Source organism: Ruegeria hyattellae, from assembly GCF_041537925.1.
GTDB lineage: Bacteria > Pseudomonadota > Alphaproteobacteria > Rhodobacterales > Rhodobacteraceae > Ruegeria_C.
The window spans coordinates 20,584-46,789 of the sequence record NZ_JBGOSH010000016.1; the positions used below are offsets into that span (position 1 = coordinate 20,584).

31 protein-coding genes are annotated in these 26,206 nt (G+C 61.2%); 12 read left to right on the top strand and 19 right to left on the bottom strand.

The annotated features are described in order from the left end of the window. Complete coding sequence (locus AB1E33_RS25215) at nucleotides 1-531, top strand: L,D-transpeptidase family protein (protein WP_372579997.1); 531 nt, start codon at nucleotides 1-3, stop codon at nucleotides 529-531. On the opposite strand, the gene AB1E33_RS25220 is transcribed toward AB1E33_RS25215, so the two are convergent. Continuing rightward, the gene (locus tag AB1E33_RS25220; RefSeq protein WP_372579998.1) at nucleotides 528-878 is read right to left on the bottom strand and encodes a hypothetical protein; all 351 of its coding nucleotides are present in this window, start codon (nucleotides 876-878) and stop codon (nucleotides 528-530) included. The two genes, AB1E33_RS25215 and AB1E33_RS25220, sit on opposite strands and share 4 nt — an antisense overlap. 207 nt (nucleotides 879-1,085) lie before the next feature. Here AB1E33_RS25220 and AB1E33_RS25225 point away from each other — a divergent pair, with 207 nt between their 5' ends. Further along, complete coding sequence (locus AB1E33_RS25225) at nucleotides 1,086-2,075, top strand: glutathione S-transferase family protein (protein WP_372579999.1); 990 nt, start codon at nucleotides 1,086-1,088, stop codon at nucleotides 2,073-2,075. Here AB1E33_RS25225 and AB1E33_RS25230 read toward each other — a convergent pair. Then, nucleotides 2,057-2,419, bottom strand: a complete 363-nt coding sequence (locus AB1E33_RS25230) for a response regulator transcription factor (protein ID WP_372580000.1) — start codon at nucleotides 2,417-2,419, stop codon at nucleotides 2,057-2,059. The two genes, AB1E33_RS25225 and AB1E33_RS25230, sit on opposite strands and share 19 nt — an antisense overlap. Before the next feature lie 193 nt (nucleotides 2,420-2,612). Between AB1E33_RS25230 and AB1E33_RS25235 the strand changes: the two genes are divergently transcribed. The 3 genes from AB1E33_RS25235 to AB1E33_RS25245 are packed head-to-tail and all read left to right on the top strand — an operon-like array spanning nucleotide 2,613 to nucleotide 5,674. Then, nucleotides 2,613-3,575: a threonine-phosphate decarboxylase gene (locus tag AB1E33_RS25235; protein ID WP_372580001.1), complete on the top strand. Its 963-nt coding sequence runs from the start codon at nucleotides 2,613-2,615 to the stop codon at nucleotides 3,573-3,575. After that, a complete protein-coding gene (gene cbiB, locus AB1E33_RS25240; RefSeq protein WP_372580002.1) occupies nucleotides 3,572-4,492 on the top strand; it encodes an adenosylcobinamide-phosphate synthase CbiB in 921 nt (306 codons plus the stop codon). Before AB1E33_RS25235 ends, cbiB begins: the two co-directional genes overlap by 4 nt. Before the next feature lie 12 nt (nucleotides 4,493-4,504). Next, nucleotides 4,505-5,674, top strand: coding sequence for a lytic murein transglycosylase (locus AB1E33_RS25245; protein WP_372580003.1), 1,170 nt, complete (start codon nucleotides 4,505-4,507; stop codon nucleotides 5,672-5,674). Here AB1E33_RS25245 and AB1E33_RS25250 read toward each other — a convergent pair. From AB1E33_RS25250 to AB1E33_RS25270, 5 genes are all read right to left on the bottom strand, one after another. Continuing rightward, nucleotides 5,669-6,028: a hypothetical protein gene (locus AB1E33_RS25250; RefSeq protein WP_372580004.1), complete on the bottom strand. Its 360-nt coding sequence runs from the start codon at nucleotides 6,026-6,028 to the stop codon at nucleotides 5,669-5,671. The two genes, AB1E33_RS25245 and AB1E33_RS25250, sit on opposite strands and share 6 nt — an antisense overlap. 55 nt (nucleotides 6,029-6,083) lie before the next feature. Then, complete coding sequence (locus tag AB1E33_RS25255) at nucleotides 6,084-6,245, bottom strand: hypothetical protein (protein ID WP_372580005.1); 162 nt, start codon at nucleotides 6,243-6,245, stop codon at nucleotides 6,084-6,086. A gap of 262 nt (nucleotides 6,246-6,507) precedes the next feature. Beyond that, the gene (locus AB1E33_RS25260) at nucleotides 6,508-9,963 is read right to left on the bottom strand and encodes a chromosome segregation SMC family protein (protein WP_372580006.1); all 3,456 of its coding nucleotides are present in this window, start codon (nucleotides 9,961-9,963) and stop codon (nucleotides 6,508-6,510) included. A gap of 122 nt (nucleotides 9,964-10,085) precedes the next feature. Beyond that, nucleotides 10,086-10,433, bottom strand: a complete 348-nt coding sequence (locus tag AB1E33_RS25265) for a hypothetical protein (RefSeq protein ID WP_372580007.1) — start codon at nucleotides 10,431-10,433, stop codon at nucleotides 10,086-10,088. Between the two features lie 47 nt (nucleotides 10,434-10,480). Next, nucleotides 10,481-11,689, bottom strand: coding sequence for an aminotransferase-like domain-containing protein (locus AB1E33_RS25270; protein WP_372580008.1), 1,209 nt, complete (start codon nucleotides 11,687-11,689; stop codon nucleotides 10,481-10,483). Nucleotides 11,690-11,847: 158 nt separating this feature from the next. Here AB1E33_RS25270 and AB1E33_RS25275 point away from each other — a divergent pair, with 158 nt between their 5' ends. From AB1E33_RS25275 to AB1E33_RS25285, 3 genes are all read left to right on the top strand, one after another. Then, the gene (locus AB1E33_RS25275) at nucleotides 11,848-12,618 is read left to right on the top strand and encodes an FCD domain-containing protein (RefSeq protein WP_372580009.1); all 771 of its coding nucleotides are present in this window, start codon (nucleotides 11,848-11,850) and stop codon (nucleotides 12,616-12,618) included. Nucleotides 12,619-12,787: 169 nt separating this feature from the next. Then, nucleotides 12,788-14,008: a glycosyltransferase gene (locus AB1E33_RS25280; RefSeq protein ID WP_372580010.1), complete on the top strand. Its 1,221-nt coding sequence runs from the start codon at nucleotides 12,788-12,790 to the stop codon at nucleotides 14,006-14,008. 123 nt (nucleotides 14,009-14,131) lie between these two features. Further along, on the top strand, nucleotides 14,132-15,040 hold the full coding sequence (locus AB1E33_RS25285) for a hypothetical protein (RefSeq protein WP_372580011.1): 909 nt from the start codon (nucleotides 14,132-14,134) through the stop codon (nucleotides 15,038-15,040). A 77-nt stretch (nucleotides 15,041-15,117) separates the two neighbouring features. On the opposite strand, the gene AB1E33_RS25290 is transcribed toward AB1E33_RS25285, so the two are convergent. The 8 genes from AB1E33_RS25290 to AB1E33_RS25325 all read right to left on the bottom strand — a co-directional run bounded on the left by AB1E33_RS25290 (nucleotide 15,118) and on the right by AB1E33_RS25325 (nucleotide 19,661). Then, a complete protein-coding gene (locus AB1E33_RS25290; RefSeq protein ID WP_372580012.1) occupies nucleotides 15,118-15,387 on the bottom strand; it encodes a hypothetical protein in 270 nt (89 codons plus the stop codon). A gap of 39 nt (nucleotides 15,388-15,426) precedes the next feature. After that, nucleotides 15,427-15,729, bottom strand: coding sequence for a class I SAM-dependent methyltransferase (locus AB1E33_RS25295; RefSeq protein WP_372580013.1), 303 nt, complete (start codon nucleotides 15,727-15,729; stop codon nucleotides 15,427-15,429). A 259-nt stretch (nucleotides 15,730-15,988) separates the two neighbouring features. Further along, nucleotides 15,989-16,549 (bottom strand): F0F1 ATP synthase subunit B, encoded by a 561-nt coding sequence (locus tag AB1E33_RS25300; protein WP_372580014.1) that lies wholly within the window; start codon nucleotides 16,547-16,549, stop codon nucleotides 15,989-15,991. Nucleotides 16,550-16,554: 5 nt separating this feature from the next. Then, entirely contained in the window at nucleotides 16,555-17,112 is a 558-nt protein-coding gene (locus AB1E33_RS25305) for a F0F1 ATP synthase subunit B' (RefSeq protein WP_372580015.1), read from the bottom strand. A 90-nt stretch (nucleotides 17,113-17,202) separates the two neighbouring features. Next, nucleotides 17,203-17,427 carry a F0F1 ATP synthase subunit C gene (locus AB1E33_RS25310; protein ID WP_249710612.1) on the bottom strand — a complete coding sequence of 75 codons (225 nt, stop codon included), beginning with the start codon at nucleotides 17,425-17,427 and terminating at the stop codon, nucleotides 17,203-17,205. 48 nt (nucleotides 17,428-17,475) lie between these two features. After that, complete coding sequence (locus AB1E33_RS25315) at nucleotides 17,476-18,183, bottom strand: F0F1 ATP synthase subunit A (protein WP_372580103.1); 708 nt, start codon at nucleotides 18,181-18,183, stop codon at nucleotides 17,476-17,478. A gap of 53 nt (nucleotides 18,184-18,236) precedes the next feature. Then, a complete protein-coding gene (locus AB1E33_RS25320; RefSeq protein ID WP_372580016.1) occupies nucleotides 18,237-18,566 on the bottom strand; it encodes an AtpZ/AtpI family protein in 330 nt (109 codons plus the stop codon). A 183-nt stretch (nucleotides 18,567-18,749) separates the two neighbouring features. Beyond that, nucleotides 18,750-19,661: a DMT family transporter gene (locus AB1E33_RS25325; RefSeq protein ID WP_372580017.1), complete on the bottom strand. Its 912-nt coding sequence runs from the start codon at nucleotides 19,659-19,661 to the stop codon at nucleotides 18,750-18,752. 79 nt (nucleotides 19,662-19,740) lie between these two features. Here AB1E33_RS25325 and AB1E33_RS25330 point away from each other — a divergent pair, with 79 nt between their 5' ends. Further along, nucleotides 19,741-20,091 carry an ArsR/SmtB family transcription factor gene (locus tag AB1E33_RS25330; protein ID WP_372580018.1) on the top strand — a complete coding sequence of 117 codons (351 nt, stop codon included), beginning with the start codon at nucleotides 19,741-19,743 and terminating at the stop codon, nucleotides 20,089-20,091. Between the two features lie 80 nt (nucleotides 20,092-20,171). Here AB1E33_RS25330 and AB1E33_RS25335 read toward each other — a convergent pair whose 3' ends face one another. The 3 genes from AB1E33_RS25335 to AB1E33_RS25345 form a co-directional block, all read right to left on the bottom strand. Continuing rightward, entirely contained in the window at nucleotides 20,172-20,456 is a 285-nt protein-coding gene (locus AB1E33_RS25335; protein WP_372580019.1) for a hypothetical protein, read from the bottom strand. Nucleotides 20,457-20,520: 64 nt separating this feature from the next. Further along, a complete protein-coding gene (locus AB1E33_RS25340; RefSeq protein WP_372580104.1) occupies nucleotides 20,521-21,444 on the bottom strand; it encodes a DMT family transporter in 924 nt (307 codons plus the stop codon). Then, on the bottom strand, nucleotides 21,432-22,310 hold the full coding sequence (locus AB1E33_RS25345; RefSeq protein WP_372580020.1) for a LysR family transcriptional regulator: 879 nt from the start codon (nucleotides 22,308-22,310) through the stop codon (nucleotides 21,432-21,434). The genes AB1E33_RS25340 and AB1E33_RS25345 overlap by 13 nt, the downstream gene beginning before the upstream one ends. Nucleotides 22,311-22,423: 113 nt before the next feature. Between AB1E33_RS25345 and AB1E33_RS25350 the strand changes: the two genes are divergently transcribed. Both AB1E33_RS25350 and AB1E33_RS25355 read left to right on the top strand, forming a co-directional pair. After that, nucleotides 22,424-23,005 carry an FMN-dependent NADH-azoreductase gene (locus tag AB1E33_RS25350; protein ID WP_372580021.1) on the top strand — a complete coding sequence of 194 codons (582 nt, stop codon included), beginning with the start codon at nucleotides 22,424-22,426 and terminating at the stop codon, nucleotides 23,003-23,005. A 104-nt stretch (nucleotides 23,006-23,109) separates the two neighbouring features. Further along, complete coding sequence (locus AB1E33_RS25355) at nucleotides 23,110-23,865, top strand: aspartate/glutamate racemase family protein (RefSeq protein WP_372580022.1); 756 nt, start codon at nucleotides 23,110-23,112, stop codon at nucleotides 23,863-23,865. On the opposite strand, the gene AB1E33_RS25360 is transcribed toward AB1E33_RS25355, so the two are convergent. Continuing rightward, nucleotides 23,862-24,392: a prolyl-tRNA synthetase associated domain-containing protein gene (locus AB1E33_RS25360; protein WP_372580023.1), complete on the bottom strand. Its 531-nt coding sequence runs from the start codon at nucleotides 24,390-24,392 to the stop codon at nucleotides 23,862-23,864. The genes AB1E33_RS25355 and AB1E33_RS25360 overlap by 4 nt on opposite strands. A gap of 304 nt (nucleotides 24,393-24,696) precedes the next feature. Between AB1E33_RS25360 and ffh the strand changes: the two genes are divergently transcribed. Further along, nucleotides 24,697-26,205, top strand: coding sequence for a signal recognition particle protein (gene ffh / locus AB1E33_RS25365; protein WP_372580024.1), 1,509 nt, complete (start codon nucleotides 24,697-24,699; stop codon nucleotides 26,203-26,205). The last annotated feature ends 1 nt before the right edge of the window (nucleotide 26,206 follow it).

Genomic DNA, 26,206 nt, shown 5'->3' on the forward strand with positions numbered 1-26,206 from the left:
ATGCGCCTATTCTTGTTGCGCGGCGCGCTCCTGATCCTTGCGGTTGCGGGCGTCTTTGTTCTTTGGGACCGCTACGGTCCAACGGCACCTGCGCCGAACATGGTCCCAGCGGTGGAACAGGTCGACAATATCCTCATCGAAAAATCCGCACGCCGTCTGAGCGCGACGGTGGATGGCGATGTGGTCTTCCAGGTCGAGATCGCGCTGGGGTTTGAACCCGGCGGAGACAAGCAGATGGAAGGTGTCGGCAAAACGCCTGAAGGCCACTTCACGATCAGCCGCCGCAATCCCCAAAGTGCGTTTCATCTCTCGCTTGGGCTGGACTATCCCCGCCCCGAAGATATCGCCCGCGCGCAGGCCGAAGGTGTCGATCCCGGCGGGGATATCTTCATCCATGGCCAACCCAACGGGCTGTCCATGCTCACCCTACCCGGTGACTGGACCGCAGGCTGCATCGCAGTATCCAACGCCGAGATGGAAACCCTCTGGCGTCTGGTTCCAATCGGAACGCCGGTGGAAATAAAACCCTAGTCTTTCCCAAGCAGCGCAATAGGCGCATCGGGCGCGCGGTAGAAATCCAGCGGCGCACGGTCGCTTGCTGCCGTGCTGCGCTTGAACTCATAGCGCATTTCACCGCCCTCTTCTTCCGACGCCACGATCAGGCATTGGTAGAGATGGTTCGCCCCGTCATAAAGATCGACCAAACCGCGCAGCATCGGCGTGGCGGCTGCCTCGACCGAGAAGCCAGTGCGCCACAGGCCCAGTATCGGAAAATACTCCGATCCTGCCTCGACCCGCAGGCGGCTGGCCTTTTTCATCCCTGCGATCCGCGCAGCCTCAAGCCCGTCGCGAATCTCTTTCGACATATATGTGCTCATGTGACCCCCCTCACTCCAGCCCGATTCATCCTGCCGCTGGATATGGATATATCAAGCTGAGATTTTATGACGGCCGCGTTAAATCGAACTCACGTTGCGTCAAATCCTCATCGCCTGTGCATGCGTGCAGGGTGTCTGCGCGCCGATGGCGTTGGGCAAGACCACGCTTCGGGATTAGATTTGGACAACACAGGAATGGAGAGCGAGATGGGCCTATTGATCGACGGCGTGTGGCACGACCAGTGGTATGACACCAAGACAACTGGCGGCGCGTTCAAGCGCAGCGAGGCAAAGTTCCGCAACTGGATCACCCCAGACGGCAGCCCCGGCCCCTCGGGCGAGGGCGGTTTTCCGGCCCAGTCAGGCCGCTACCACCTCTATGTCAGCATGGCCTGCCCCTGGGCGCACAGAACCCTGATTTTCAGGCAACTCAAAGGGTTGGCCGACCACATCTCGGTCTCGGTGGTGCATCCCGACATGCTGGATCGGGGCTGGACCTTCGACACAGATGAGCACGGAGCAACGGGCGACACGCTTTATGGGCTGAACCACGCCCATCAGGTCTATACCAAGGCCGACCCCGCCTTTACCGGGCGCGTCACCGTGCCGATCCTGTGGGACAGGGAACGCGAGACCATCGTCTCGAATGAAAGCTCCGAGATCATCCGTATGTTCAACTCAGCGTTTGACGGGCTGACCGGAAATACGCTGGATTTTTGGCCCGAGATGATGCGCGACGCGATTGAAGAGGTGAATGCCCGCATCTACGACAGCGTCAACAATGGCGTCTATAAGTGCGGATTTGCCACGACACAGGCGGCTTATGACGCCGCGATCGATCCGCTCTTCGACAGTCTCGACTGGCTTGAGGACCACCTTTCGCGCAACCGCTACCTGATGGGCGAACACCTGACCGAGGCCGACTGGCGGCTCTTCACCACCCTGACCCGCTTCGATCCGGTCTATCACCTGCATTTCAAGTGCAACCGCAAGCGGTTGGTAGATTACCCCAGCCTCTGGGCCTATACCCGCGAGCTATATCAATGGCCGGGCGTGGCACAGACCGTGAACATGGATCACATCGTGCGCCACTATCACTACAGCCATGACAGCATCAATCCGCACCGCATCATTCCGACCAATCCGGTTCTAGACTATGATGCGCCACATGGGCGGGGTCAGCGGCCTGCTGCGTAATGCTCGACCATGGCCGCCAGATCTTCTGGCGGCATCTCGCTCTGCAGGAAGGCGCAGGCGTTCGGGCTGTGGGCAAAGACCGATCCGTCGGAAAAGAACGTAGTGTTGGTCACAAAGATTACTCGCGCTTCGGGACGGCGGTAGCTGGCGAAATCGGCAACCGCCAGCGCGCTACCCTCTTCCAGCACAAGATCCAGAACGATGATGTCAAACACATCACGATAGAGCGCAAGAATCGCCGCCTCTTGTGACGGCACCAGCGTGACCTCACCACCCTGCCGCCGCAGGTGGCGCTGCCAGAGCGAACCCAGATCCGGGTTGCTTTCAACAATCAATACCTTCATCTCAGACTTCGGGTGCCGGCGCTAGGGCAGTTCTGGTGGCACCACTCCCCTACGTTGGTCTTGTGGTCATTTGCTTAACAAACTCTTAACGGGTCACGGGGTGACGCCCGGAACGCCCTTCACGCTTGTATCACAGGCGGATTTCCGCTTGAAGCAGTGGTGAATACTGCCCAAATCCGACTTGATTGCACAAATGGACCAAATGTCACCGACCCAATCCAGAGCGCCCCGGGACCACGGCGGCGGGATCGATGCCGCCATCGCGGCCTATGGCGGAACCCGCGCGGGCTGGCTGGACCTGTCGACCGGCATCAACCCCGAACCCTACCCTCTGCCCGCCTTTACGCCCGAAGATTGGGCCGCGCTTCCCGACCACGCCGCCTTTGCTGAGCTTGAGGCTGCCGCGCGGCAATTCTGGCACGTACCGGATCGGGCCCGCATCCTGCCTGCACCCGGCGCCTCGGCCCTGATCGTGCGCTTGCCCGCGCTGGCACCGGCGGGCCGGGTTCAGATTACGTTGCCCTCATATAACGAGCACGCGGCGGCCTTTGCCGCGCAGGGCTGGCAGGTCACCGGGTCGGGCCCGACCGAGGCCCGTGTTATCGTGCACCCTAACAACCCCGACGGACGGGTCTGGACGGAAGCGGATGCATACGCACCACTGAGCGTCATCGACGAAAGCTTCTGTGATGTGATGCCTTCGCGCAGCCTTGTACATCTGGCGGATCAGACCGGCACCGTCATCCTGAAAAGCTTTGGCAAGTTCTGGGGGCTTGCCGGTCTGCGTCTCGGATTTGCCATCGCGGGACCTGAGATCATTGACCGCCTTGCTGACCTCACCGGTCCATGGGCCGTGTCGGGACCGGCGCTGCGAACAGGCGCGCATGCCTTGCGCGATACCGACTGGGCCACACAGACGCGGGCACGGCTGACTTGCGACGCCGCTCGGTTGGACCGGCTGCTGACCCGCGCCGGGGGTGAACTGGAAGGCGGCACATCGCTGTTCCGACTCTATCGGGTCGACGATGCAGCCGCCTGGCAGGAGCGATTGGCCCAGGCGCACATCTGGAGCCGCATCTTTCCCTATTCGCCGCACTACCTGCGCCTCGGTCTGCCGCCCGCATCGGGTTGGGAGCGGCTGGAGACTGCGCTATGAACACCGCTGTCCTGCTGGCCTGCGCAATGCTGCTGGACGCCGCATTGGGAGAGCCGGACTGGCTCTGGTCGCGGCTGCGGCATCCGGCTGTGCTGCTGGGCGATGCGGTTCGGTTTTTGGATCAGCGGTTGAACAACGGCGTCCAAAAACGGCTCAAGGGCGTTGCGGCCACCACGGTGCTTGCACTTGGGGCTTGGCTGATCGGCTACGGCCTGTCGGCGCTGGGGCCTGTTGTTGAAATCCTTTGTTGCGCGACGCTGCTGGCCCAGAAATCACTGGTCCAGCATGTGAGCGATGTGGCAACGGCCCTGCGCCAGTCCCTGCCCGACGCGCGCCGCACCGTCGCGCGCATCGTCTCGCGCGACACCAGCGAGATGGACGGCCCCCGCGTCGCCCGCGCCGCAATCGAAAGCGCCGCCGAGAACCTGTCGGACGGCGTGATCGCGCCCGCCTTCTGGTTCCTGCTGGGCGGTCTGCCCGGCCTTCTACTGTACAAGGCGATCAATACCGCCGACAGCATGATCGGCTATCGGAACGAAAGATATGCCGAGTTCGGCTGGTCCGCCGCCCGGCTGGACGACCTGCTCAACCTGGTGCCTGCGCGGCTGACTGGCCTGATGATCGCGCTGCTGGCCAACACACAATCGCAGTGGCATGAGATCGTCATGGACGCCAAGCGGCATGTCTCGCCCAATGCGGGCTGGCCCGAGGCGGCGATGGCGCGCGCGCTGGGTGTCGCGTTGGCTGGCCCGCGCAGCTATCATGGCCAGATCCGGCATCTGGCCTGGGTGAACGAGGACGCCCGCAAAGAGATCGGCGCGCAAGAGATCGCGCGTGCGATGAAAATTCTCTGGCAGGTCTGGGCATTGACGCTTGGCCTTGTCATGGTTGGAATCGCAACTTCGCTGCTGTGGTAAGAGGAGACTAGAATGATCAGAGCGACTGTCCTGGGCCTTGCCCTGCTGGGGGCCTCTCCGGTGCTGGCGCAATGCGGCGGTGATTTCGGAACCTTCGTGGACACGCTGAAGACCGAAGCCACCACCGCCGGTCTTGACCCCGAGACGGTTGATACATTCTTCAAAACAGTGCGACAGGACCCCAAGGTGCTCAGGGCCGATCGCGCACAGGGGGTGTTTCAGAAACCCTTCATCAACTTTTCCAACCGCCTGATCTCGCAGAACCGCATCGACCGGGGCGCGGCAATGGCCGAGAAATACAGCGATGTCTTTGACCGGATCGAGGCCGAATATGGCGTGAACCGGGGAGTTCTGCTGGCCTTCTGGGCGTTCGAGACCGACTACGGCGGCTATCAGGGCGATTTCAACACGCGCAATGCGCTGGTGACGTTGGCCCATGACTGCCGCCGCCCCGAGTTGTTCCGCCCGCAGATCTTTGCCGCGATGGAATTGCATGCGCGTGGCGATTTCGACCCAGACCGCACCAAAGGCGCCTGGGCGGGTGAGATCGGCATGGTGCAGATGCTGCCGCGCGATATTCTGGTGAACGGAGTGGACGCCGATGGCAGCGGCAAGGTCGAGCTTGCAACCTCGGCCCCTGATGCGCTGGTATCCGGCGCCAAGATGCTTGAACATATGGGTTGGCGCGCGAATGAGCCCTGGCTGCAGGAAGTGGTCGTGCCCGACACGCTGGACTGGTCGCTGACCGGCGCCTCGAAACCGCGTAGCGTCGCGGAATGGCAGGCCATGGGCGTGACCGCGCACGAGGGCGACCTGGCCGCGGGCGACATGCAGGCGACAATCATCCTGCCGCAGGGGCACAAGGGACCAGCCTTTATCGCCTATCCGAATTTCAACGTTTATTTCGAATGGAACCAAAGCTTTGTCTACGTTCTGACCGCCGCCTATTTCGCCAACCAATTGGAAGGCGCGTCGGCCTATCAGGCTGGCGCGCCCGAGACCGGGCTCAATGGTACGCAGATGAAACAGCTACAGACCAAGCTACAAGAGCGCGGCTATGACGTGGGCGAGGTGGACGGTATTCTGGGCGCACGCACGCGGGCGGCGGTGCAGACCGAACAGCAGCGGCTGGGACTGCCCGCCGATGCCTGGCCAACACCCGAGTTACTGCGCCAGCTATGACCCCTCTTCGGGCCGGACCGGAAAACGCTGGCCCTTTTCATCGATCAGGATCAGCCGACCGCCCCGATGCACGAACAGGTCGCAGCGGTTGAATCCGTGGTCAAAGGCGGTGCAGATGCTGCCGTCTTCGGAGATTTGATATGTGCCAAAAGCGGTGCCGCCGCCCGCATAGGTGTAGGAATACCCACCCTCGGCGGAATATCGGGATTGGCCGTCATCATAGAAGGTCAGCGTGCGACCCTCGAATGCCTCAAGCTCGGCCCGGGTCAGCGGCTCTTCGCCGGGGCGCAGGGACCAGTCCGCTGCGCTGACCGGAAGGCCCAATAGCAGAAGTGAGAAAGCGGCGCATCTCATGCCGGTATCATGACCTGCCCGGCACCGCGAGGGGAGTCACGTTACAGTGAACCCGCTACCGACTGATCCCCAGTTCTATCTGCACCGGCAATCGTCCGTTGCTGCGCCGGTTGAACAGGATCAACCGATCCTCGGTTAATGCCAGATCGCAGCGGCTGAAGGTCTTGCGAAAGCTCAGGCATAGGTCGCCCTCGCGGCGCAGCTTGAGCATGCCCATCGAAATGCCGTCCTTTACCCTGTCATAGAGCGAATTTGGCGTTCTAACCGGCCTGCGGCGACGAGTTGCTGGCCGCAACATCTTTGGCCTTAGGTCGGAAAACATCCTGAAATGAGTGCCATAGCCGGACCAACCCACCTTGCCCAAATTGTCCTCATCGGCACGAATCGCCCCGGCGGAAACCACAAAAACAAACACAACACAAAATCGAAACATAAGGGTATATTAGCAGGAATCCGCCGAAAACGCGAATCCGAGGCGCTCAGGCCACCATGGCCTCGGCTTTCTTGAGGTCGACCGAGACCAGCTGGCTGACCCCCTGTTCCTGCATTGTGACACCGAACAACCGGTCCATTCGCGCCATCGTCACAGCGTGGTGGGTGATGATCAGGAAACGGGTTTCGGTCTGGCGACACATCTCGTCCAGCAGGTCGCAGAACCGGGTCACGTTGGCGTCATCAAGCGGCGCGTCGACCTCGTCCAGCACGCAGATCGGGGCCGGGTTGGCCAGGAAAACCGCAAAGATCAGCGCCATCGCGGTCAGGGTCTGTTCGCCACCCGAGAGCAGGCTGAGCGTCGACAGTTTCTTGCCCGGCGGCTGGCACATGATCTCAAGCCCGGCATCCAGCGGATCGTCGCTTTCGACCATGACCAGATTGGCCTCGCCACCGCCAAAGAGGTGCTTGAACAGCATCGAGAAGTTGGAATTGACCTGCTCGAACGCGGTTAGCAGCCGTTCGCGGCCTTCGCGGTTGAGGCTGGCGATGCCACTGCGCAGGGTCTTCACCGCCTCTTCCAGATCCGCCTTTTCGGAGTGCAGCGCGTCATGCTCTTCCTGCACCTCCCGGGCATCTTCCTCGGCGCGCAGGTTGACCGCGCCCATGGCGTCGCGCTGGCGCTTATGCCGGTTGACCTCGGCCTCGAGCGTGTCGGCGTCGGGCATACTGTCGGGATCGCTCGCCAACTGGTTCAGCAACTGGTTCGGAGTCAGTTGCTGATCCTCGGCGATGCGTTCGGCAGCGGCGGATACTGTTTCGCGCGCAGCCTCGGCGCGGGCCTCGGCGGCAGCGCGCGCCTCGCGCGCTTCCGAGGCCAGACGCTCCGCGTCACGCTCGGCAATCATTGCCTCGCGCTGCGCGTTCTCGGCAGCAGCCAGCGCGTCCCCAGCGGCGGCTTTGCGGGCCTCGGCGGTACTGATCTGTTCGCTCAGCTCCTCACGCGCCTCGGCGATCTCGGCAGGGACCGACATCGCTTCGGTCAGTTCCTCTTCGGACCTGGCCTTGCGCTCGGCCAGTTCGGCGATCCGCTTTTCAGCGGTGTCCAACCTGTGCCGCCAGCCACTGATATCCTTGGTCACCTCTTGCGCACGGCGGGTCCGCGCCTCGCCCTCTCGGCGCGCCTCGTCATGGCTGGATCGGTAGGTGAGCATGGTGATCCGGGCCGCCTCGACCGTCTGCTTGATGTCTTCGACATGACCGCGCGCGGTATCGAGATCACCCAAATCGGTCAGCCCGGCCTCGGCCTCTTTCAGGCTGGCGCGGGCGGCCATTGCGTCCTCCTTGTGGCGGTTCACCGCAAGGCTCAGGGTTTCCAGCCGACCTTGGGACAAGTTGCGTTCCGCCTCCGCCCGGCTGAGCGCGCGGGCGGCTTCCGCGACGCGCTGATCGGCGGCCCGGCGGGCGTCACGGGCGCGGCGGTCGGACTCGGTGACCTCGGCCAGTTGCCGCGACAGCGCCTCATGCGCTGCGCGCGCGCCTTCGGCCTGTGCCTCGACACGGGTGAGTTCCTGTTTCAAACCCTCAAGCCGGTTGAGCTGTTCCAGCCGCAGAGCAGCCGCACTTGGCGCGTCCTCGGCCCAGGCCCGGAACCCGTCCCAGCGCCAAAGGTCGCCACCGCGACTGACCAGCCGCTGGCCCGGTTTCAGCAAGGGTTGCAGGCGTGCTGCGTCTTCGCTGTCGACCAGCCCGATCTGCCCAATCCGCCGGGTCAGTCGGTCAGGACCCGAAACATGCAGCGCTAGTGGTTCTGGCCCATCCGGCAATGGCTGATCCGCGTCATACCCCGCGATTTGAACCCAGCCCGAGGGGCCATCATCATCGGCCAGCGGCGCGCGCAGATCATCCGCCAGAGCCGCACCCAACGCTTTTTCATAGCCCGCAGCCACCCGCATAAGGTCCAGAACCTGCCCACCCTCGGCAGTGTCGCGTTCAACCAGCTTGGCCAGCGCGGCAGTTTCCGCCCGGATCGCCCCGGCCTCACCTTCGGCCTCGGAGCGCTGCGCGCGGGCTTCGGCCTCGCGTGACTGTGTCTCGTTGCGCAGCTCGTCGGCGGCGGCCAGCGCCTCTTCGGCGGCCTCGGCGGCTTCGCTTGCCTCTTCCTGAGCTTGCCGAGCGGTGTCGAAATCCTCTTCGGCTTGCGCCACGGCCCGATCGGCCTCTTCCATCGCAGCGCGCGCCTTGGCCTCTTCGCCCTCTGAGCGGGCCAACGTCTTGCGACCATCCTCGACCAACCGCTGGGCCGACTGGTGGCGGGCGGCCAGACGCGCCACATCCTCGGTCACCTGAGACAGGTGATCCTCGCGCTGCTGCAGGATCTTCGCGGCCTCGCGTGCCGCCTCGGAGGCCTCGGCTAGACGTTCGTCATGCCCCTCTCCCGCCTTGGCAAGCTCGCGCGCTTCCCATTCCAGACGCTCGATGGTCTCGCCCGCATCCTTGTTCAAGCCGGCTTCGCGCTCGATATCGTGGCCAAGCTGGGTGACGCGGGCCGTCAGCGTCTCGACCGTCTGGCGCGCGCGCGCTTCCTGATCGCCCAGCGCGCCTCGCTCCACGATCAAGCGTTGCAACACTGCAGCCGCAATCGCTTCTTCCTCACGCAGGGACGGCAGAGCCTCTTCGGTAGTGGCGCGGATCTTTTCCGCCTGCCGGGCGGTGGCCTCGGCCCGGGCTGCCTCGGTGGTGCGGTCGCGCAGCACGTCCTCGGCGGTCAGGCGGGCGACATCCGCTTCTTTCCAGCGCCGGTAGAGGAGCATGCCTTCGGCCTGCCTCAACTGTTCGCCGATCTCGCGATAGCGCGCCGCCTGCCGGGCCTGCCGGGCCAACTGCGCCAGCTGCGCGGCCAGCTGTTCCAGCACGTCATCGACGCGCGTCAGGTTGGTCTCGGTTCCCTTGAGCTTCAGTTCGGCCTCATGCCGGCGCTGATACAGCCCCGAGATACCGGCCGCCTCTTCCAGAATACGGCGCCGCGCCTTGGGTTTGGCGTTGATCAGTTCCGAAATCTGCCCCTGCCGCACCAGCGCGGGCGAATGCGCCCCGGTCGAGGCATCGGCAAACAACATCTGAATATCGCGGGCGCGCACATCCTTGCTGTTGGCCTTGTAGGCACTGCCCACATCGCGGGTGATCCGACGCACGATTTCCAAATTGTCACTGTCGTTGAACCCCGCAGGCGCAAGCCGTTCGCCATTGTCGAGCAGCAGCGACACCTCGGCAAAGTTGCGGGCTGGCCGGGTCGCAGCCCCTGCAAAGATCACATCCTCCATACCGCCGCCGCGCATCGCTTTGGGGCGATTTTCGCCCATCACCCAGCGCAGCGCTTCAAGCAGGTTGGACTTGCCACAGCCATTGGGACCGACGACGCCGGTCAGCCCGTCCGCGATCACCAGATCGGTCGGGTCCACAAAGCTCTTGAAGCCTGTCAATCTGAGTTTCGTGAAGCGCAATTGCGGGCTTTCGTGATTCCTGTCTCACCCGAGACTGCGCTCGGAGAGACCGCAAGTCAACGGAACAGACGCCCTATATGGGCGCGTTGGCGCAGTTATCCACAACATCTGGGCATCAGGGCCTATCTGCCCCTGCCGGACCCCTCGCCCGGCCCCGTTGCGGCTGGCAAGGCCCAGTCTTTCGGTCTGCGGTCGCAATTCAGCACACCGGTCATCACCGCCTGATCGCCGAGAACCCCCACAACCTCGCAGCCCGAAACCTGCGCCATCGCGGAGCCCGCACGCGGTCCGATCGGGCCGAGGCGTGGGGCATATTGCGAGTTGCGGCGCACCGCTTCGGCCAGCCCGCCGCGCACGCGCACATCAAAGACGCTACCGCCCACTTCGACCCGGGTAACCGGCGTGCCGCGGAACTCGGGGCTGGCGGTGCTGCAGGCCGCGAGCGCGAAAGGCAATAGGGAACGCCACATGCAGGCAGGCTCGCATGATCGGGGTTAACAAAGGATGAGTCCCGCCGTCACATTTGCGCGCGCAGCAACACGCCGAGCCGACGGATGCCCTCGTCTGTCGCCGCTTCATCCGCGCAGGAAAACGCCAGACGCAAGGTGTTGCCACCGCTACCATCTGCAAAGAAGGCCTGTCCCGGCACAAAGGCCAGCTTGGCGGTGTCAATTGCCTGTGCCAGCAGGGTCGCGCCATCCAGATGCGGCGGCAACGTGACCCAGATGAACATGCCACCTTCGGGCCGTGTCCAGGTGACACCCTCTGGCATATGTTCCGCCAGCGCCGCCAGCATACGGTCGCGCCGCCGCCCATAGACCGTGCGCAGGCGGGCCACATGACTGTCGAAGGCGCGCTCGGCCACGGCACAGACCACCATCTGGTTCAGTGTCGCGGTATGCAGGTCCGAGGCCTGTTTCAGCAGCACCAGTTTCGAGATAACCGGCCGCGCCGCTACAACCCATCCCAGCCGCAGCCCGGGAGAAAGCGTTTTCGAGAAACTGCCGCAATAGATCGTGCGGCAGGAATCCAGATCGCGTTTTTGCGCCAGTTCCAGCGCCAGGATTGGCGGCACAGGCGCGCCATCGTAGCGCAGCGCCTGATAGGCGGCATCCTCAAGGATCGGGCAATCGAGCTCTTCGGCCAGCGCCAGAAGCCGCTCACGCCCGGCCCGGTCGACGGTCTCTCCGGTGGGATTGGAGAAATCGGCCGAGAGATAGGCGAACTTGACCAGACCACCTGTCGCCTGCGCCGCCGCCCGGTAATCCTCCGCCGCCCGGTTGCCATTCAGATTCAGCTGTTCGTAATACGGCTCATAGGCGTTGAACGCCGCCAGCGCGCCCAGGTAGGTGGGCCAGCCGACAAGGGCGGTGTCGCCCGGCGACAGGAACATCTTGCCCAGATAGTCGAGCGCCTGCTGCGAGCCCGAGGTGATCATCACCTGATCCGGCGCACAGGGGATGCCCAACCCAGCCATATGCAGCGCGATCCAGCGGCGCAGGGGCAGGTACCCTTCGCTGACCGAATATTGCAGGGCCTGCGCGCAGTTTGCGTCGCTCAGCGCCTCGGCCGTTGCCTCGGCAAAATCCGCGGTTGGAAAAAGGGCGGGATCGGGAATTCCGCCCGCAAACGAGATGATGCCGGGCTGATCCAGCAGTTTCAGCAATTCCCTGATCTCGGATGCTTTCATCCCGGCCATCCGGCTGGCCATCATATGCTCGACCATCGCTCCCTCGCACTTTCCCCTGCGGTGAGGAGCTTGAGCAGGGATGGCCATAAAGTCAACAATACTGACCTATTGTTACAGCCTATCGTGAACCCACATGCTTGCGGTGATCCTCGGGATGTGGTCATGTCGATTGACCAATTTGACCCGAGACTCCGATGCCGTTCCAGAAAGTTCACCCCGAAAAGCTTTCCACCTCTGTGGTGCGGCAGATCGAGCTGCTGATCCTGCGCGGCATCCTGCGGCCCGGAGAGCGCCTGCCCGCCGAGCGGGAACTGTCCGAACGCCTGGGCGTTTCACGACCGTCGCTGCGCGAAGCGGTGGCGGAGCTGCAGGAGATGGGTCTGCTGACCAGCAAGGCCGGTTCTGGCATCTATGTGGCCGAGGTTCTGGGGTCGGCCTTTTCCCCGGCGCTGACGCGCCTGTTCGCCACCCATGACGAAGCGGTCTTCGACTATCTCGCGTTCCGGCGCGACCTGGAGGGGCTGGCGGCGGAACGCGCCGCGCGGTTGGGGTCGGACAGCGATCTGAAGGTGATCCAGACGGTGTTCGACAAGATGGTGACCGCACAAGACGCGCGCGATGCCGAAGCTGAGGCAAAGCTCGACGCGCAGTTTCACATGGCGATCATCGAAGCCAGCCACAATGTCGTCATGCTGCACATGATGCGATCGATGTTCGACCTGCTGCGCCAGGGCGTCTTTTATAACCGACAGGTCATGTTCCGCCAGCGCACCACCCGCAGCGCGTTGCTGGATCAGCACCGGACGATAAACACCGCCTTGCAGGCACGCGACCCCGGCACGGCCCGCGCCGCCGTCCAAGCTCATCTGAGTTATGTCGAACAATGCCTGTCCGATCAAAAGAAAGCCGAACGCAACGAAGCCATCGCCCGGCAGAAGCTGCAACATGAAACGGGGTTTGAATAACCGCCCTTCCGAATTTCGGTGCAGGGATTGGAATTCACTAATTGAGCTTGATTGGCCTCTTAACTATCGTGCAGCGAGTTTCCCGATGGAAATCAGCAACTGAAACCGACCCGAGACCGACCTAATGAAGATTGCGCATATTTGCGAGGCCGACTCTGGCGGAGGTGCCATGCTGGCGGCTGCCAAGCTGCACGCCGCGCTATCGGGCCTTGGGATGGACAGCAGTGTCCTGGTACGCATCAAGACCGGGAGCGACCCCAGTTTCATAAGCGTTCGCGACAACCTGACCTTGCGTGACTGGATAGACTACAAGATTTGCCGCAGGCGGAACAAAAAACTGCGGCGGAAATACCAACCGCGACCGATCGAACAAGTTGGGCTGTTTTCCATTGGCGTTGGGTCTTTGGGCAATTCTCTTGCGCGACAGTTACCGGACGCGGACATCTATGCGCTTCATTGGAGTTCAGAACTGGTCGACCTGAAGCCGCTCATGGCGAAGATAGGACAAAGACCGGCATTCTGGCGCATGGCGGATATGAACCCGATGACCGGAGGATGCCACTACTCAATGGGTTGCACGGGTTTCACGCGCACCTGCGGTGATTGCCCGATGTTGGAACATCCTGGACCCGATGATTTATCGCATTATGCTTTGACCCGCAAACTCGAGACCTTTGCCAAAGTCGACCCCAACCGCTTCCGTCCGGTTGCACCCAGCCTTTGGCTTAAGAAAGAAGCCGAACGGAGCAATGTATTGAAGCGTTTCGATACTGCCCATATTCCAACCGGAGTGAACACAGAACGCTACCGCCCGATCGACAAGCTGGAGGCCAGACAAAAATTGGGACTTGGCTCAGAAGACAAGATTCTTCTTTTTGCGGCTGACAATGTCAACGAACATCGAAAAGGGTTCGACCTTCTTCTTGAAGTCCTTCACAAACTGCCGAAGGACTTGAGCATCACCCCGGTTGCTATGGGCAAGGCTGACAAACAACACGAGGGTATACGGTATCTAGGTAAGCTTGACGGCGCAGATGCATTGTCGACAGCGTACAGCGCTGCCGACGCATTCGTGCTACCCACTCGGGCGGACAATCTACCTAATGTCGCTCTCGAAGCGATGGCCTGCGAACTACCTGTTTTGTCGTTTCGCGTCGGGGGCATGATCGACTTTGTCCACGATGGGGAAACTGGATTTCTGGCGCCTCCAGAAGATGCAGGCACGCTCGCCGAACACGTCGCAAGAGTTTTTTTTGACGATACTCTCCGGATGTCGATGGCCAGGAAATGCCGCGCTCTTATGCTTGAACAATTCTGCGAAAAACAATCAGCGAAAAGGTACCTCGACCTGTGCAGTTCTCTGGTGGACGCGTCGCGAGCCCTTCCATGATAAGCCTTTGAAATTCTCCCGACATGGGGCCTATTGAGCCCAAATACCGAGAGTCGCTTGCGACGACCCCGATCAGAGTTCAGAAACCGAAAGAAGCCGACCTTGGCCACCAAAGTTATCTTCGTGATTGATCCCGGCCTAAACATTGCAGGCAGTGTGGAGTTGCGCGTATTCCAACTCATCCGGCTGCTCGAAGAGTGCACCGGTGACAGGCTGTCAATATCTGTCACCAAGCTGCCCAAATCCAAGCAGTTCAGGCAAGACGCATGGGCCATCCGACAGCCTGCTGGTGCGATTATGGTATTCTCAAAATGGTCGCTCCTGCGGCTCCAGCAACGCACTCTGGACATACTGCGCTGGAAAGGAGCATTTACCTGTATCGACTATGTCGACATAGACCTGCGGATTGCAGCTGACTTAAATCCGGACGTGCACGTGGCAGCCTCGTTGACCGCTGCCAGAAGCCTGGAAAGGCTGACATCGGGACGAATTGAAACTGGCGGCAAGGTCATGTTGCTGCATCACAATCTGGATGAGCGTATGTCGGCACCTGCATCCTGCCCAACCGACCGCCTGAGGCCGGTTTACTTTGGTGCATTGGAAAACACGGTCCAAACCGAGCGCATCGCTGAAACCGTGACATTCCTGAGAGCTGACCGAGCCGACGAAGTCTCTCAACTTTTCCACCAACTTGAACAGTTCAACCTGCACTACTGCGTCAGGACACCAAACCTAACGACCGAAGTGATTGCGAAACCCTTTACCAAAGGCTTTGTCGCAAGCCAATTTGGCGTGCCTGTGCTGATTGACCGATCTGTAGATGACGCACAATTGCTGCTGGGCGAGGACTACCCTTACCTCATTCCAGACACATCCGAAGAGAGCATTCTGACCGGTCTGCGAAACATCGACCTGACCTTCGGCGGCCCGGCTTGGTTGGATGCGAAAGAGCGAGTTCTGTCGCTTCAGAACTACTGTTCCCGTCGCGCCATTTCGCGTCAATTCATGGATATCGTATCGTATCTGACCTAGCGGCTCGGACGGCTCAACTCTTCATCGGATCAAGCGGCGACCATTCGAGATTTGACGATGGGTGGCGTCTAAGAAAGTCACGCACCGAAATCAGATTCAGCAATTCGCTCCGGTTCTGATCGAGGTCCCCAAAAAGATTCGATCGGCCCTGCGTAGCAATTTTGACGGCCCACCCTGACAAAACCCACGCCCCAATCTACATCGACAACACACATCTCCAGATTGGGTTCTTCCTTGCGAAACTGCGCATATCCTTGCCATCTGGTTCCGTTCCACGCAGGAAACTCTCCGTTCAGCTCATAGACTTCCCGGGCATGCTGCGCCGTCGGAGGGTTCAGATCGTGCAACAGGATAACGCCGCCCGGTTTCAACGCGGCCAACGAGTTTTAGATATCAAGATAGACTTGTTCACCCGTGTGCAGACCATCGATGAATACAATATCGAATTCCCGCTTGTTCTGGGCAAAGAAGTCATCCGAGGTCATGTTGAAATCAGCCTCTGCGTCTTCTGCTGGATCAACCGAGACTCGATTTGGTGCAATTATCTTGTCATGCATGTCCGCTTTTCGGCGCACTCCAATCTCAAGATAGTCTTCATACCCGTAGAGCGACACCAGATGATTGACGAGGGAAATGCGAGACGCCGGATGCCTGCCATGGCTGAATACATAGGTCCCATGGGTCCCCATATTGTCCCGGTATCCAACGGCCCCTTAGAGTTTCTTGCTCAGTTTGCGCAACAATTTGGATGTCATTAAACAAGCCCTTGGTCGAGGTTTAAGGCGGTGGGCGGGGACCATCAATCACCGAACTCACTGCTGTGCACTACGCTCGGCACAGTGGTGGAACAGTCTTAGTTCGGTTCGATGCCAGAAGACAGCAATTGTTGAACGATCAACAAAGCAGTGGCGTCAGGCCCGACAACGCAAGAGCGGCGGGCCTGATCAATCAATGCAGCTTTGCACCAACATCCGCGATTGCATTGTCGATCAGCTTGTTGGCCTCGGCAGCGGTCATCTGCTTGGCGATCACCTCGCTTGCAGCGGCAACCGCGACCGAGATGGCCTGATCCCGGACTTCTTTGACGGCGGAGGCTTCGGCCGATGCGATCTGGTCCTGCGCAGCCGCCAAACGGCGTGCGATGGATTGCTCCAGATCGACTTTGGCCTGCTCGGCCGCCAGCAAAGCGTCGTCCTTGGCCGCAGCCACAATGGCATCCGCCTGACCCTGCACCTCTTTCTGCTTGCGCTCGTAGGAGGCCAGCAGCGTCTGGGCTTCTTCGCGCAGCGCGCGCGCCTCATCCAGTTCCGACTGGATGCCTTCGGCGCGGGTATCCAGGGCACCGCCGATCAGGGACGGAACCTTGAAATAGAACAACACGCCAATGAAGACGAGGAAAGCCAGCAGCACCACGAAGTCGGTGTTGCCCAGCGAGAAGAATGGGCCACTCGCGGCAAAGGCGGGGTTGGCGACGCCAGCGGTCAGGACAAGGGCGATGATATTGCGCATGACGCTTATCCTTTCATCCGGGTTTGAACGGCGCCCGAAACAGCCTTGGCATCCGACTCGCCACCCAATGCGGTGACCAACTCGCCCGCCGTGTCGATGGCGACGGCCTGAATGCTTTCCAGCGCACCGGCGCGGATATCGGCAATGGCCTTTTCCGACTCGACAGTCTTGGCTGCGATCTCGGCATCGGCCTTGGCGATTGCCTCGTCCAGCCCGACCTGAATCTCGGCGCGGGTTTCAGCGGAAATGCGCTGTGCCTCGGCACGGGCATCGGCCAGCGCCTTGTTATAGGCCTCTTCCGCCTCAACGGCCTTGGCCTTGAGATCTTCGGCGGCGGCCAGATCGTTCGTGATGGTCCCCTGACGTTCGGCCAGGATTGCCCCGATACGGGGAAGGGCCACGCGCGACAGGACCAGATAGATCACGACAAGCGTGACCAGCAGCCAGAAAATCTGGTTCGGGAATGTTTCAAATGCCAGCTGCGGCATGCCCGGAGCGCTGTCAGCGGCGGCATGTGCCGCATCCGCTGCGCCGTGGCCTGCGTCTTGGGTCTGAGTTGCCATGTCGTACTCCGAGGAAACGTGAACTTACACCGGGCAGTATCGCGATTGTCGCGCCCTGCCCGGCCGTAAGGATATGTGTTTCGCGGGGTCTTAGACGGCGAACATCAGCAGCAGGGCGACCAGGAATGCAAAGATGCCCAGTGCTTCTGCAAACGCGATGCCGATGAACAGGGTCGCGGTCTGGCTGGCGGCTGCCGAAGGGTTGCGCAGAGCGCCGGACAGGAAGCTGCCTGCCACGTTGCCCACACCGATTGCGGCTGCGCCGGAACCGATTGCTGCCAGGCCTGCGCCGATGTGCGAGAGTTCGCCTTCCATGAGAGTTCTCCTTACGATTTGGAAGTTTCGATTTTGGGGTATCGGACCTTAGTGTGACGGATGCAGCGCATCTTTCAGATACACGCAGGTCAGAATGGTGAAGACATAGGCCTGGATGAAGGACACGAGGACCTCCAGACCATACATGGCGGTGATCGCCAGAACCGAGACGGGCGAGATCACGGCAATCGCGGCAAAGCCCGCAAACACCTTGATCACCGCGTGGCCCGCCATCACGTTACCAGCCAGACGAATGGAGTGGCTGACCGGGCGGACAAAGTAGGAAATCAGTTCGATGATCGCCAGAACCGGACGCAGCGCCAGCGGCGCGCTGGACACCCAGAAGAGTCCCAGAAACGCGGTGCCGTTCTTGACAAAGCCCAGAATGGTCACGGTCAGGAACACCATCAGCGCCATCACCGCCGTCACGGCGAAATGAGAGGTGGGTGTAAAGGCCGTCGGGATCATGCCGAGGAAATTGGCGCAGACGATGAACATGAACAGCGTCATGATATAGGGGAAGAATTTCACCCCTTCCTTACCGCAGATATCCTCGACCATCTTGTAGATGAAGCCATAAGCCAGTTCTGCGACCGACTGGCCGCGACCGGGCACGATGGCGCGTTTCGAAGTGCTCAGTACCAGCACGGCAATCACGGCGAGAATGGCAAAACCCAACCACAGTGTCATGTTGGTGGGGGTGTACCAGGCAACCGTGTCACCACCGAAAAGCGGCTTAACGATGAACTGATCCATCGGGTGAAAAACCAGGCCACCCTCTTCTGCGCCGTGTGCGTCGCTTGCCACGTCTAGTCCCTCTCGTCTCTCTTGGCCTGTTCAGCCAATTTCTTATCCTGAACCTCTTGCGCGCTGCGCATCATCGTCTTGATGCCGCCCGCGAAGCCCAACAATGTAAATAGCACCAGAAAGATCGGGATCGTTCCCAGCAGGTAATCCAACCCGTATCCGATGCCAAAGCCGATCACGATGCCGGCCGTCATTTCGATGACCATCCGCCAGGCCAACTCGCCTTGGGAAAAGTCCTTGTCGGTTCGGGGCGCAGGCTCCTGCACCTTTTTCGCCGCTGAGATCCGCGCCTCAAGCTGCGACATCCGCTGCTTTTGGTCGTCCTCGGTCAACGGTTTTGCCCCTTGTCGTCTTGGTCATGGTGCTAAGGGGGGTTGGGCAGAGAGTCAACGACCGATATGACGCACCCACTTCGGATTTAAAGCACTGTTATATAACAATTTTAAGCGCTGGGAAATTCACAAACTTCGGACAGGATTGGCCAGCGAACTCGGATTTGCCACCTTTGGCCATATTCAACCTTTTGGTTGATTTTCGCCCCTACGCGCTTTCAACAGCCAGCGAATGAGGCGCCCGTCGATTAGCACCAGACCCGCGAAAATCGCCACCATGCCCAGCAGATGCTCCTGCAGCAGAGTTTCGCCCAGCACCCATGTGCCAAGGATCAGCGCCGAGATTGGCGCGATAAACGTAACCGTCGAGATATTTGTCGGCCCGACCTTGGGCAGGATCCAATAAAAGGCGATGAAGGCCGCAGCGGTCAGAACAATCCCGATGAAACCCAGCGAGGCCCATGTCTCGGCTCTAGTGATGACCGGGATGCCGTCGACCCACAGCGCGAGGGGCGCGATGGCAATCGTCGCACCGGTCAGCGCCAGCGCCGTCAGCACCACCGGCTGCATGTCGCGAAACGCCCGGGCAATATTGACCGAGAATGCATAGCAAAGCGGCGCGCAGGCTGTCAGCAGGATCGCCCAGAACTCTGACGAGGCACCACGCCCCAGCACCGGCAGCGACAGTAACACGATGCCCGCAAACCCGCAGATGACCCCGAGCGTCTTCATCAGCGTCGCGCGTTCGCTGCCCGGCCAGAAATGCGACACGATCACGGTGAAGGCCGGGGTGGTGGCGTTGACGATACCCGCCACGCCTGACGCGATATGCTGTTGCCCCAGCGCGTAGAACGCAAAAGGCGCAGCATAGCTGAGCGCGCCAAAGCCCAGCAGTGCAAGCGCGCGCCGCCAACCAAGTCGCACCGGTTTGCGCGCACCGATCACAAAGACCCAGCAGCCCAGCGCGCCCAGACCGACCCGGCCCATCGAGACGGACAATGGCCCCAGCTCGCGCAGCAGAATGGCGTTGAACATAAAGGACATGCCCCAGCCGATGCCAAGGACAAAGATCACGATCCAGTATTTCAGCGCCATCTTCGCCCCTCTCCCACCCGTGCACCTTGGAGGGCGGGCGAGATTTGTCAAACCGCTTTCGCCACATTAGGAAGGGCCCATGTCCGATCACCTCGACACTGTTTTCTCGGCGCTTGCCGATCCGACCCGCCGCGCCATCCTCGCCATGCTGCTTGAGGATGACATGGCGGTGACCGATGTAGCCGAGCCATTCGAGATGTCGCTGGCGGCAATCTCGAAACATCTGGGCATCCTGACCCGCGCCGGCCTGATCGCGCAGGAAAAGCGCGGGCGGGTCAAATGGTGCAAGCTACAACCCGACGCGATGCGCGCGGCGTCGGTCTGGATGCAAGGCTTCGGTCAGTTCGAACCGGTGAATCTGGACGCGTTCGAACGGTTTCTGGAACGCGAGCTGACCCAGCCGGACAGCGACGGGCAGACCGGCAAATAGAGCACGACCCGCGCTCTATTCATTTGTTTTGGCACGCAGTTTTTTTCCAACAATCGGCTCCCACTTTTTTGGGCTGCGCTCTAACCTTCCTGAGAGAACTCGATGCCTTGGATCACACCGGTCGGGTCGGCGGCGCAAAGCCAGGGCGCCACCGCGCCGGTCACTTCGACCGTGGTCAGCGTACCGCCGGGGACATCCTTCGTCGTGATCGCCATGACCGCACTTGGCTGCACATTGGTTTCAGCCGCCACCAACGCTTCGCAACTATCCTGCAAAATGGCAGTTTCGTCGCCACTCGACGACCCGTTGCCACAGGCCGAGAGCATTGCCAGCCCCAGCATCAGGCCCATTGCCTCAATCCGCATCACGCCACCCCTGATTGGTTTGTACCGCCGCCACATTTGCACGAGACGCTCCGGCGACGAACCCCTATTCAGGGGTCTGGCGCTGCAGTGCCTGCGTGGTATCTTCGTCTTTCAGCAGCAGGATCAGCGCGACAACGGTCAAGGCGACCCCACCCAGAACCAGAAGTGGAGGTGCGCCGCGCCCCTGGGCAAGCTCCCACAGCAGAACCCAGCTGGGCGTCAGATAGGTATAGGCCATGACCTTAGTCGCCGGTAGTCGCAGCGCGGCATATTGGGTCAGGACAAAGCTTGTCCCGGTCGAAAACACCGCCAGGTACAGGATCGTCCACAAAGCAAAGGGGCGCAGCGCTCGCCAGTCCATCGCAACAATGTCGGACCACGCGGTGAGGAACAGCAGCAGCGTCGCCGCAACCAGCATCCCGAAGGTGAACACCATTGCAGGCTCGCCCCGGTTCAGCTTGCGGATCATCGGCGTGTAGATCGCATGCGCGATACAGCCCCAGAAATAGATGATCTCTCCGCCACCAATATCGAAGGCCAGCAAGGCACTCAGATCGGCCCGGAAGATGACCCAGAGCGCACCTGCCCCCCCGATCGCCAGCGCTAGCGCCATCCGTGGCGTCGTCACCTGACGCAGCAACAGCCACCCGACAAAGCCCGACATCACCGGGGTCATGGTAAAGACCGCCGCCGCGCTCACCGGCCTTGCGGTCTTGAGCCCTTCGAACATCAGAACGAAATAGACCGCCATCAGCCCGCCCAGGACCACGTAGCGCCACGGCGCCCGAGCCGCCGCGCGCGTCAATCCGCCGGTGTGCCAGACAAGCGCGCCGATCAGGACAGTCGCGATGGCGAAGCGGACCGCATTCAGCGCGGCCGGGTCGATCTCATTGGCAATCTGGGCCCCCAGCGAAAAACTTCCCGCGACCAGCGCCGAGAAGGTGAGCATCGCCAGATGGCCGCTTTGCGCCTGGGTCAGGGGCACCAGTCGGTGGCCTCTGATTTGAGGAAGCTCAGAAAGGCCTGCACCTTGGTCGTGCGGTGCAGGTCCACATGGGTCACCAGCCACAGTTTGCCCGCCCAGTCCGGCAACGGGTCCATCACCTCGACCAAATCGGGTTGGCGCGCTGCCTCCCACCGGGCCATGAAGCCGACGCCGGCCCCGGCCATCACGGCCTCTTGCATGGTGAAGCCATTGGTGCAGCGAAACGAGATCCTGTCGCTCGTAGTATGTTCGCGCAGCCAGCGCGAAAATGGTGCGCGGCTGTTTTCGTCATCGGTCGCGACAAAGAAGTGCTGCGCAAAATCCGCGATACCGCTCGGTTTGCCATAGCGCGCGATGTAAGCCTTGCTGGCATAGAGCCCGATATCCTGACTAATGAATGGCTGCACCACATTGTCTGGCTGATCCGGCGCGGTTCCGGCGCGAATTGCCACATGCGCCTCGCCATATTCCAGCCGGAACAGCCGGTCGCCGGTCAGATAGCGTACGATCAGTCCCGGATGAGCCTGCTGGAACCGCGTCAGCGTCGGCACCAGCATCGGAGCCAGTGACGCAAGCGAGGTCACCACCAGCTCGCCCGAGACATCGTCGCCCTGGCCTTTCAGACGGCCGACCAACTGGCTGAACTGATCATCGGTGGCCTGCGCCACCCGCAACAGATCCTCACCCGCCTCGGTGGGTGTGTAGCCGCGCGCGTGGCGCTGGAACAGCTTGACGCCCAGCCGCGCCTCAATCGCATCGATATGACGGATCACCGTCGCATGGTGGACGCCCAGCACTTCTGCCGCGCCACTCACCGTCCCCATCCGCGCGACCTGATAGGCCGTCCGCACTTCATCCCAATTATCCATATTCGCGCCTATGTGCAAATTCTAACAATACCTGTTGATTTTCCACAGTTGCGTTCGAATTTGCAATGCCCAATCTATTCCCCATATTCAACCCCATGCCAAAGGCCATACCCATGCCCCAGACCATCCTGCATATCGATGCCTCCGCCCGCCTCAAGGACTCCACGACCCGTGACCTGTCCGACCGGATCGTACGCACACTTGGTGCCAGCCGGATCATCCGCCGCGATCTGTCGGCGCCGCTACCGCTGATCACGGAAAACTGGATCAATGCGAATTTCACACCTGCTGAGGATCGCGACGCGGTGCAGCGCGATGTGCTGTCCCTGTCGGACGCGCTGGTTGATGAGTTGCAACGCGCCGACACAATCGTGATTGGACTGCCGATCTACAATTTCTCGGTCCCAGCCGCCTTCAAGGCCTGGCTCGACCTGATCGCGCGCGTCGGGCTGACCTTTGCCTACAACGAAAACGGTCCCGTCGGCCTGCTGAGCGGCAAGCGCGCCGTGCTCGCTGTTGCCTCGGGCGGCACGGCAGTAGGGTCGGATGTCGACTTTGCCACCGGCTATGCGCGCCATGTGCTGGGTTTCGTGGGCATCACCAATGTGGACATCGTCGCCGCCGACCAGATGGCGATCGATGCCGACGCGGCTCTGGCAAACGCCTATGACGCGATCGAAACCCTCGCCGCCTGACCTCCCCGCCGCCACTCACGGCAAGACGGGGCGGGTTTTTGCTGGAAATCCACCCCGTCAGACCACACAGTCGCCCCGATAGGTGCGTCGGAGGAGGCAGGTTCATGAAGAAAATCGGTATCGTTGGCGGCGTCGGATGGGCCTCCACCGTGGACTATTACCGTGCCCTCTGTCAGGGCGCGGGCCAGTTCTTTGCCGCGCGCGGCGCAGGATCGCCACTGCCAGTGCCGCCGATGAACATCGAATCCGTCACCCAAGCCAAAACGCGCGCCCTGCGCGGCACTCCCGGTGACGAGGCAAGCTGGGCGGCGTTTGACGCAGTCTTCCGCGAAGCCTTGCTCAATCTGGAACGCACGGGCTGTGATGTCGCGCTGATCGCCAGCAATACACCACATGCTAGACTGCACGCGATCCGCGAAGGCGTCACGATCCCGATCCTCAGCATCTATGACGCTGCGGCGCAAGCCACCGCAGCCACCGGCGCGCAATCCGCGCTGGTTCTGGGCACCACCGTCACGATGCAGTCGCGTGACTACGCGCGGACGCTTTCCGTGCATGGTATCGCGGCCAACGAACCACTCCCCTATCCAGAGATTGCTGAGATGCAGGCCTTGATCGACGAAGAGTTCTATGGCGGCGCATCAGATACGGCCCGGCAACGCCTGCTGAGCTTTTGCGATCGCCATGCAGCACCCGGAACCGCAATCCTGCTGGCCTGTACCGAATTACCCCTGGCCTGGCCGAACCATCTGGACGACGTGAGCTTTCAGGCCGTTGGGCACCTCTTCGTGAATCCCTCCGCCGCACATGTGGCCGCCGCTCTGGATCTGGCTTTGGAGGAAGAGCGCGCCGCCGGTTAGGGCAGCCAGTTGACCTCGCAGCCCACACGCTCAAAGAAGGTCATCGCATCGGCACGCGGCATGGTCACCGTCCGGTCATTGACCAGAGGATGCATGTTGATCACATCCGCCTCCTGCGCGGCATGATCCAGAAAGAACCGCACGCCCTTACCGACCCCGGTGATCATCGCCAGCGGGCTGACGGCCCCCGGTCGGATACCGAGGTTCTCCATCAGCCGGTCAGGAGAGCCAAACGAGAGATTGCCGACCCCCAGTTCCGCACCCAGCACCTTGAGGTCGATTTCCCGGTCCTGTTGCAACGTGACCAGATAGTTCCGTTTCTTGCGGTCGCGCAGATAGAGGTTCTTGACCCGCAGCGCGGTCTCACCCGGCACCAGCAAATCACTCTCCACCGATTTCGCATCCTCGACTGTTCGGAGCGGCGCATGCTCGTGCAGGCGATATGTCAGCCCCCATTCATCCAACTGCGCCAAAAGCGCATCGGACGTGATCGGTAAGCTGTCCTGAAAGGCGGATGAGGCGTCCATGATCTGCTCCTTTGACGACATATCGCTCTTGAAACGAAATGGCGGCAGAGGCAAGAGCGCCCTGAAGTCCAGTGTCTGAGTTGACAACGCAGAGGGTCTCTAGTATCGCCACCCCAAACATCCGGAAGCGTGAAACCTTCCGGTCCCTTTCATCAAAGGGATCGCCCCCCACCAGCGAGTTTCGCCCGTGGGGGCAAATCCATTTGGATTGCCTCCACATTAAGGGGGCGGGGGCGATTGTGTAATTCACCGGTGTTTCTTATCTGGGAAGCGCCACGCGTAAAACGGCTAAGGAGGCCGAGGCATGTTTGAAAATCTATCCGAACGCCTCTCAGGCGTCTTTGACCGACTGACCAAGCAGGGCGCACTCTCGGAAGAGGATGTGAAGGCCGCCCTGCGCGAGGTGCGCGTCGCATTGCTTGAGGCGGACGTTTCGCTGCCCGTCGCACGCGAGTTCGTCAAAAAGGTCCAGGACAAGGCCACCGGTCAGGCAGTGACCAAATCGGTCACTCCGGGCCAGCAGGTCGTCAAGATCGTGCATGACGCGCTGGTCGATGTGCTGCGCGGAGAAGAAGACCCCGGCACGCTGAAAATCGATAGCCCGCCTGCGCCGATCCTGATGGTTGGCCTGCAGGGCGGCGGTAAGACCACCACCACCGGCAAGCTCGCCAAACGGCTGAAGGACAAAGAGGGCAAGAAAGTCCTGATGGCCTCGCTCGACGTCTACCGCCCGGCTGCGATGGACCAGTTGGCGGTGCTGGGCAACCAGATCGGCGTTGATACCCTGCCCATCGTGCCCGGCCAGAAACCGGTCGATATCGCCAAACGCGCAAAACAGCAGGCCAGCCTGGGCGGCTATGACGTCTATATGCTCGACACCGCTGGCCGGTTGCAGATCGACGAAGTGCTGATGCAGGAGGTCGAGGATGTCCGCGATGTGGTCACCCCGCGCGAGACGCTGCTGGTGGTCGATGGCCTGACCGGTCAGGTCGCCGTCGAAGTGGCCGAGGAGTTTGACGCCAAGATCGGTATCTCGGGCGTTGTTTTGACCCGGATGGATGGCGACGGGCGCGGCGGTGCGGCGCTCAGCATGCGCGCGGTCACAGGCAAGCCCATCCGCTTTGTCGGCCTGGGCGAGAAGATGGACGCGCTGGAAACCTTCGAGCCGGACCGGATCGCAGGCCGTATCCTGGGCATGGGCGACATTGTCGCGCTGGTCGAGAAGGCGCAGGAAACGCTCGAGATCGAACAGACCGAGCGCATGATGAAGCGCATGATGAAGGGTCAGTTCAACATGAACGACCTGAAGATGCAGCTGGAACAGATGATCCAGATGGGCGGCATGCAGGGCGTCATGGGTATGATGCCGGGCATGAACAAGATGTCCAAGCAGATGGATGCCGCAGGTTTGGATGACAAGATGCTGCGCCAGCAGATCGCGGTGATCCAGTCGATGACCAAGAAAGAACGCGCCAATCCGCAGCTTTTGCAGGCCAGCCGCAAGAAACGTATCGCGACGGGCTCGGGCATGCATGTCAGCGACATCAACAAGCTGCTCAAGATGCACCGGCAGATGTCGGACATGATGAAGAAGATGGGCAAGATGGGCAAAGGCAAGATGCTGAAACAGGCCATGAAGGGCATGTTCGGCAAAGGCGGCCCTTCTCCCGACGACATGGCGCAGGGCATGGACCCCAAGGCGTTGGAACAGGCGGCCAAGGCAATGGGCGGCAAGATGCCCGGTGGGTTGCCTGGCATGGGTGGCGGCATGGGCCTGCCCCCGGGTTTGAGCGGGTTCGGCAAGAAGAAGTAAC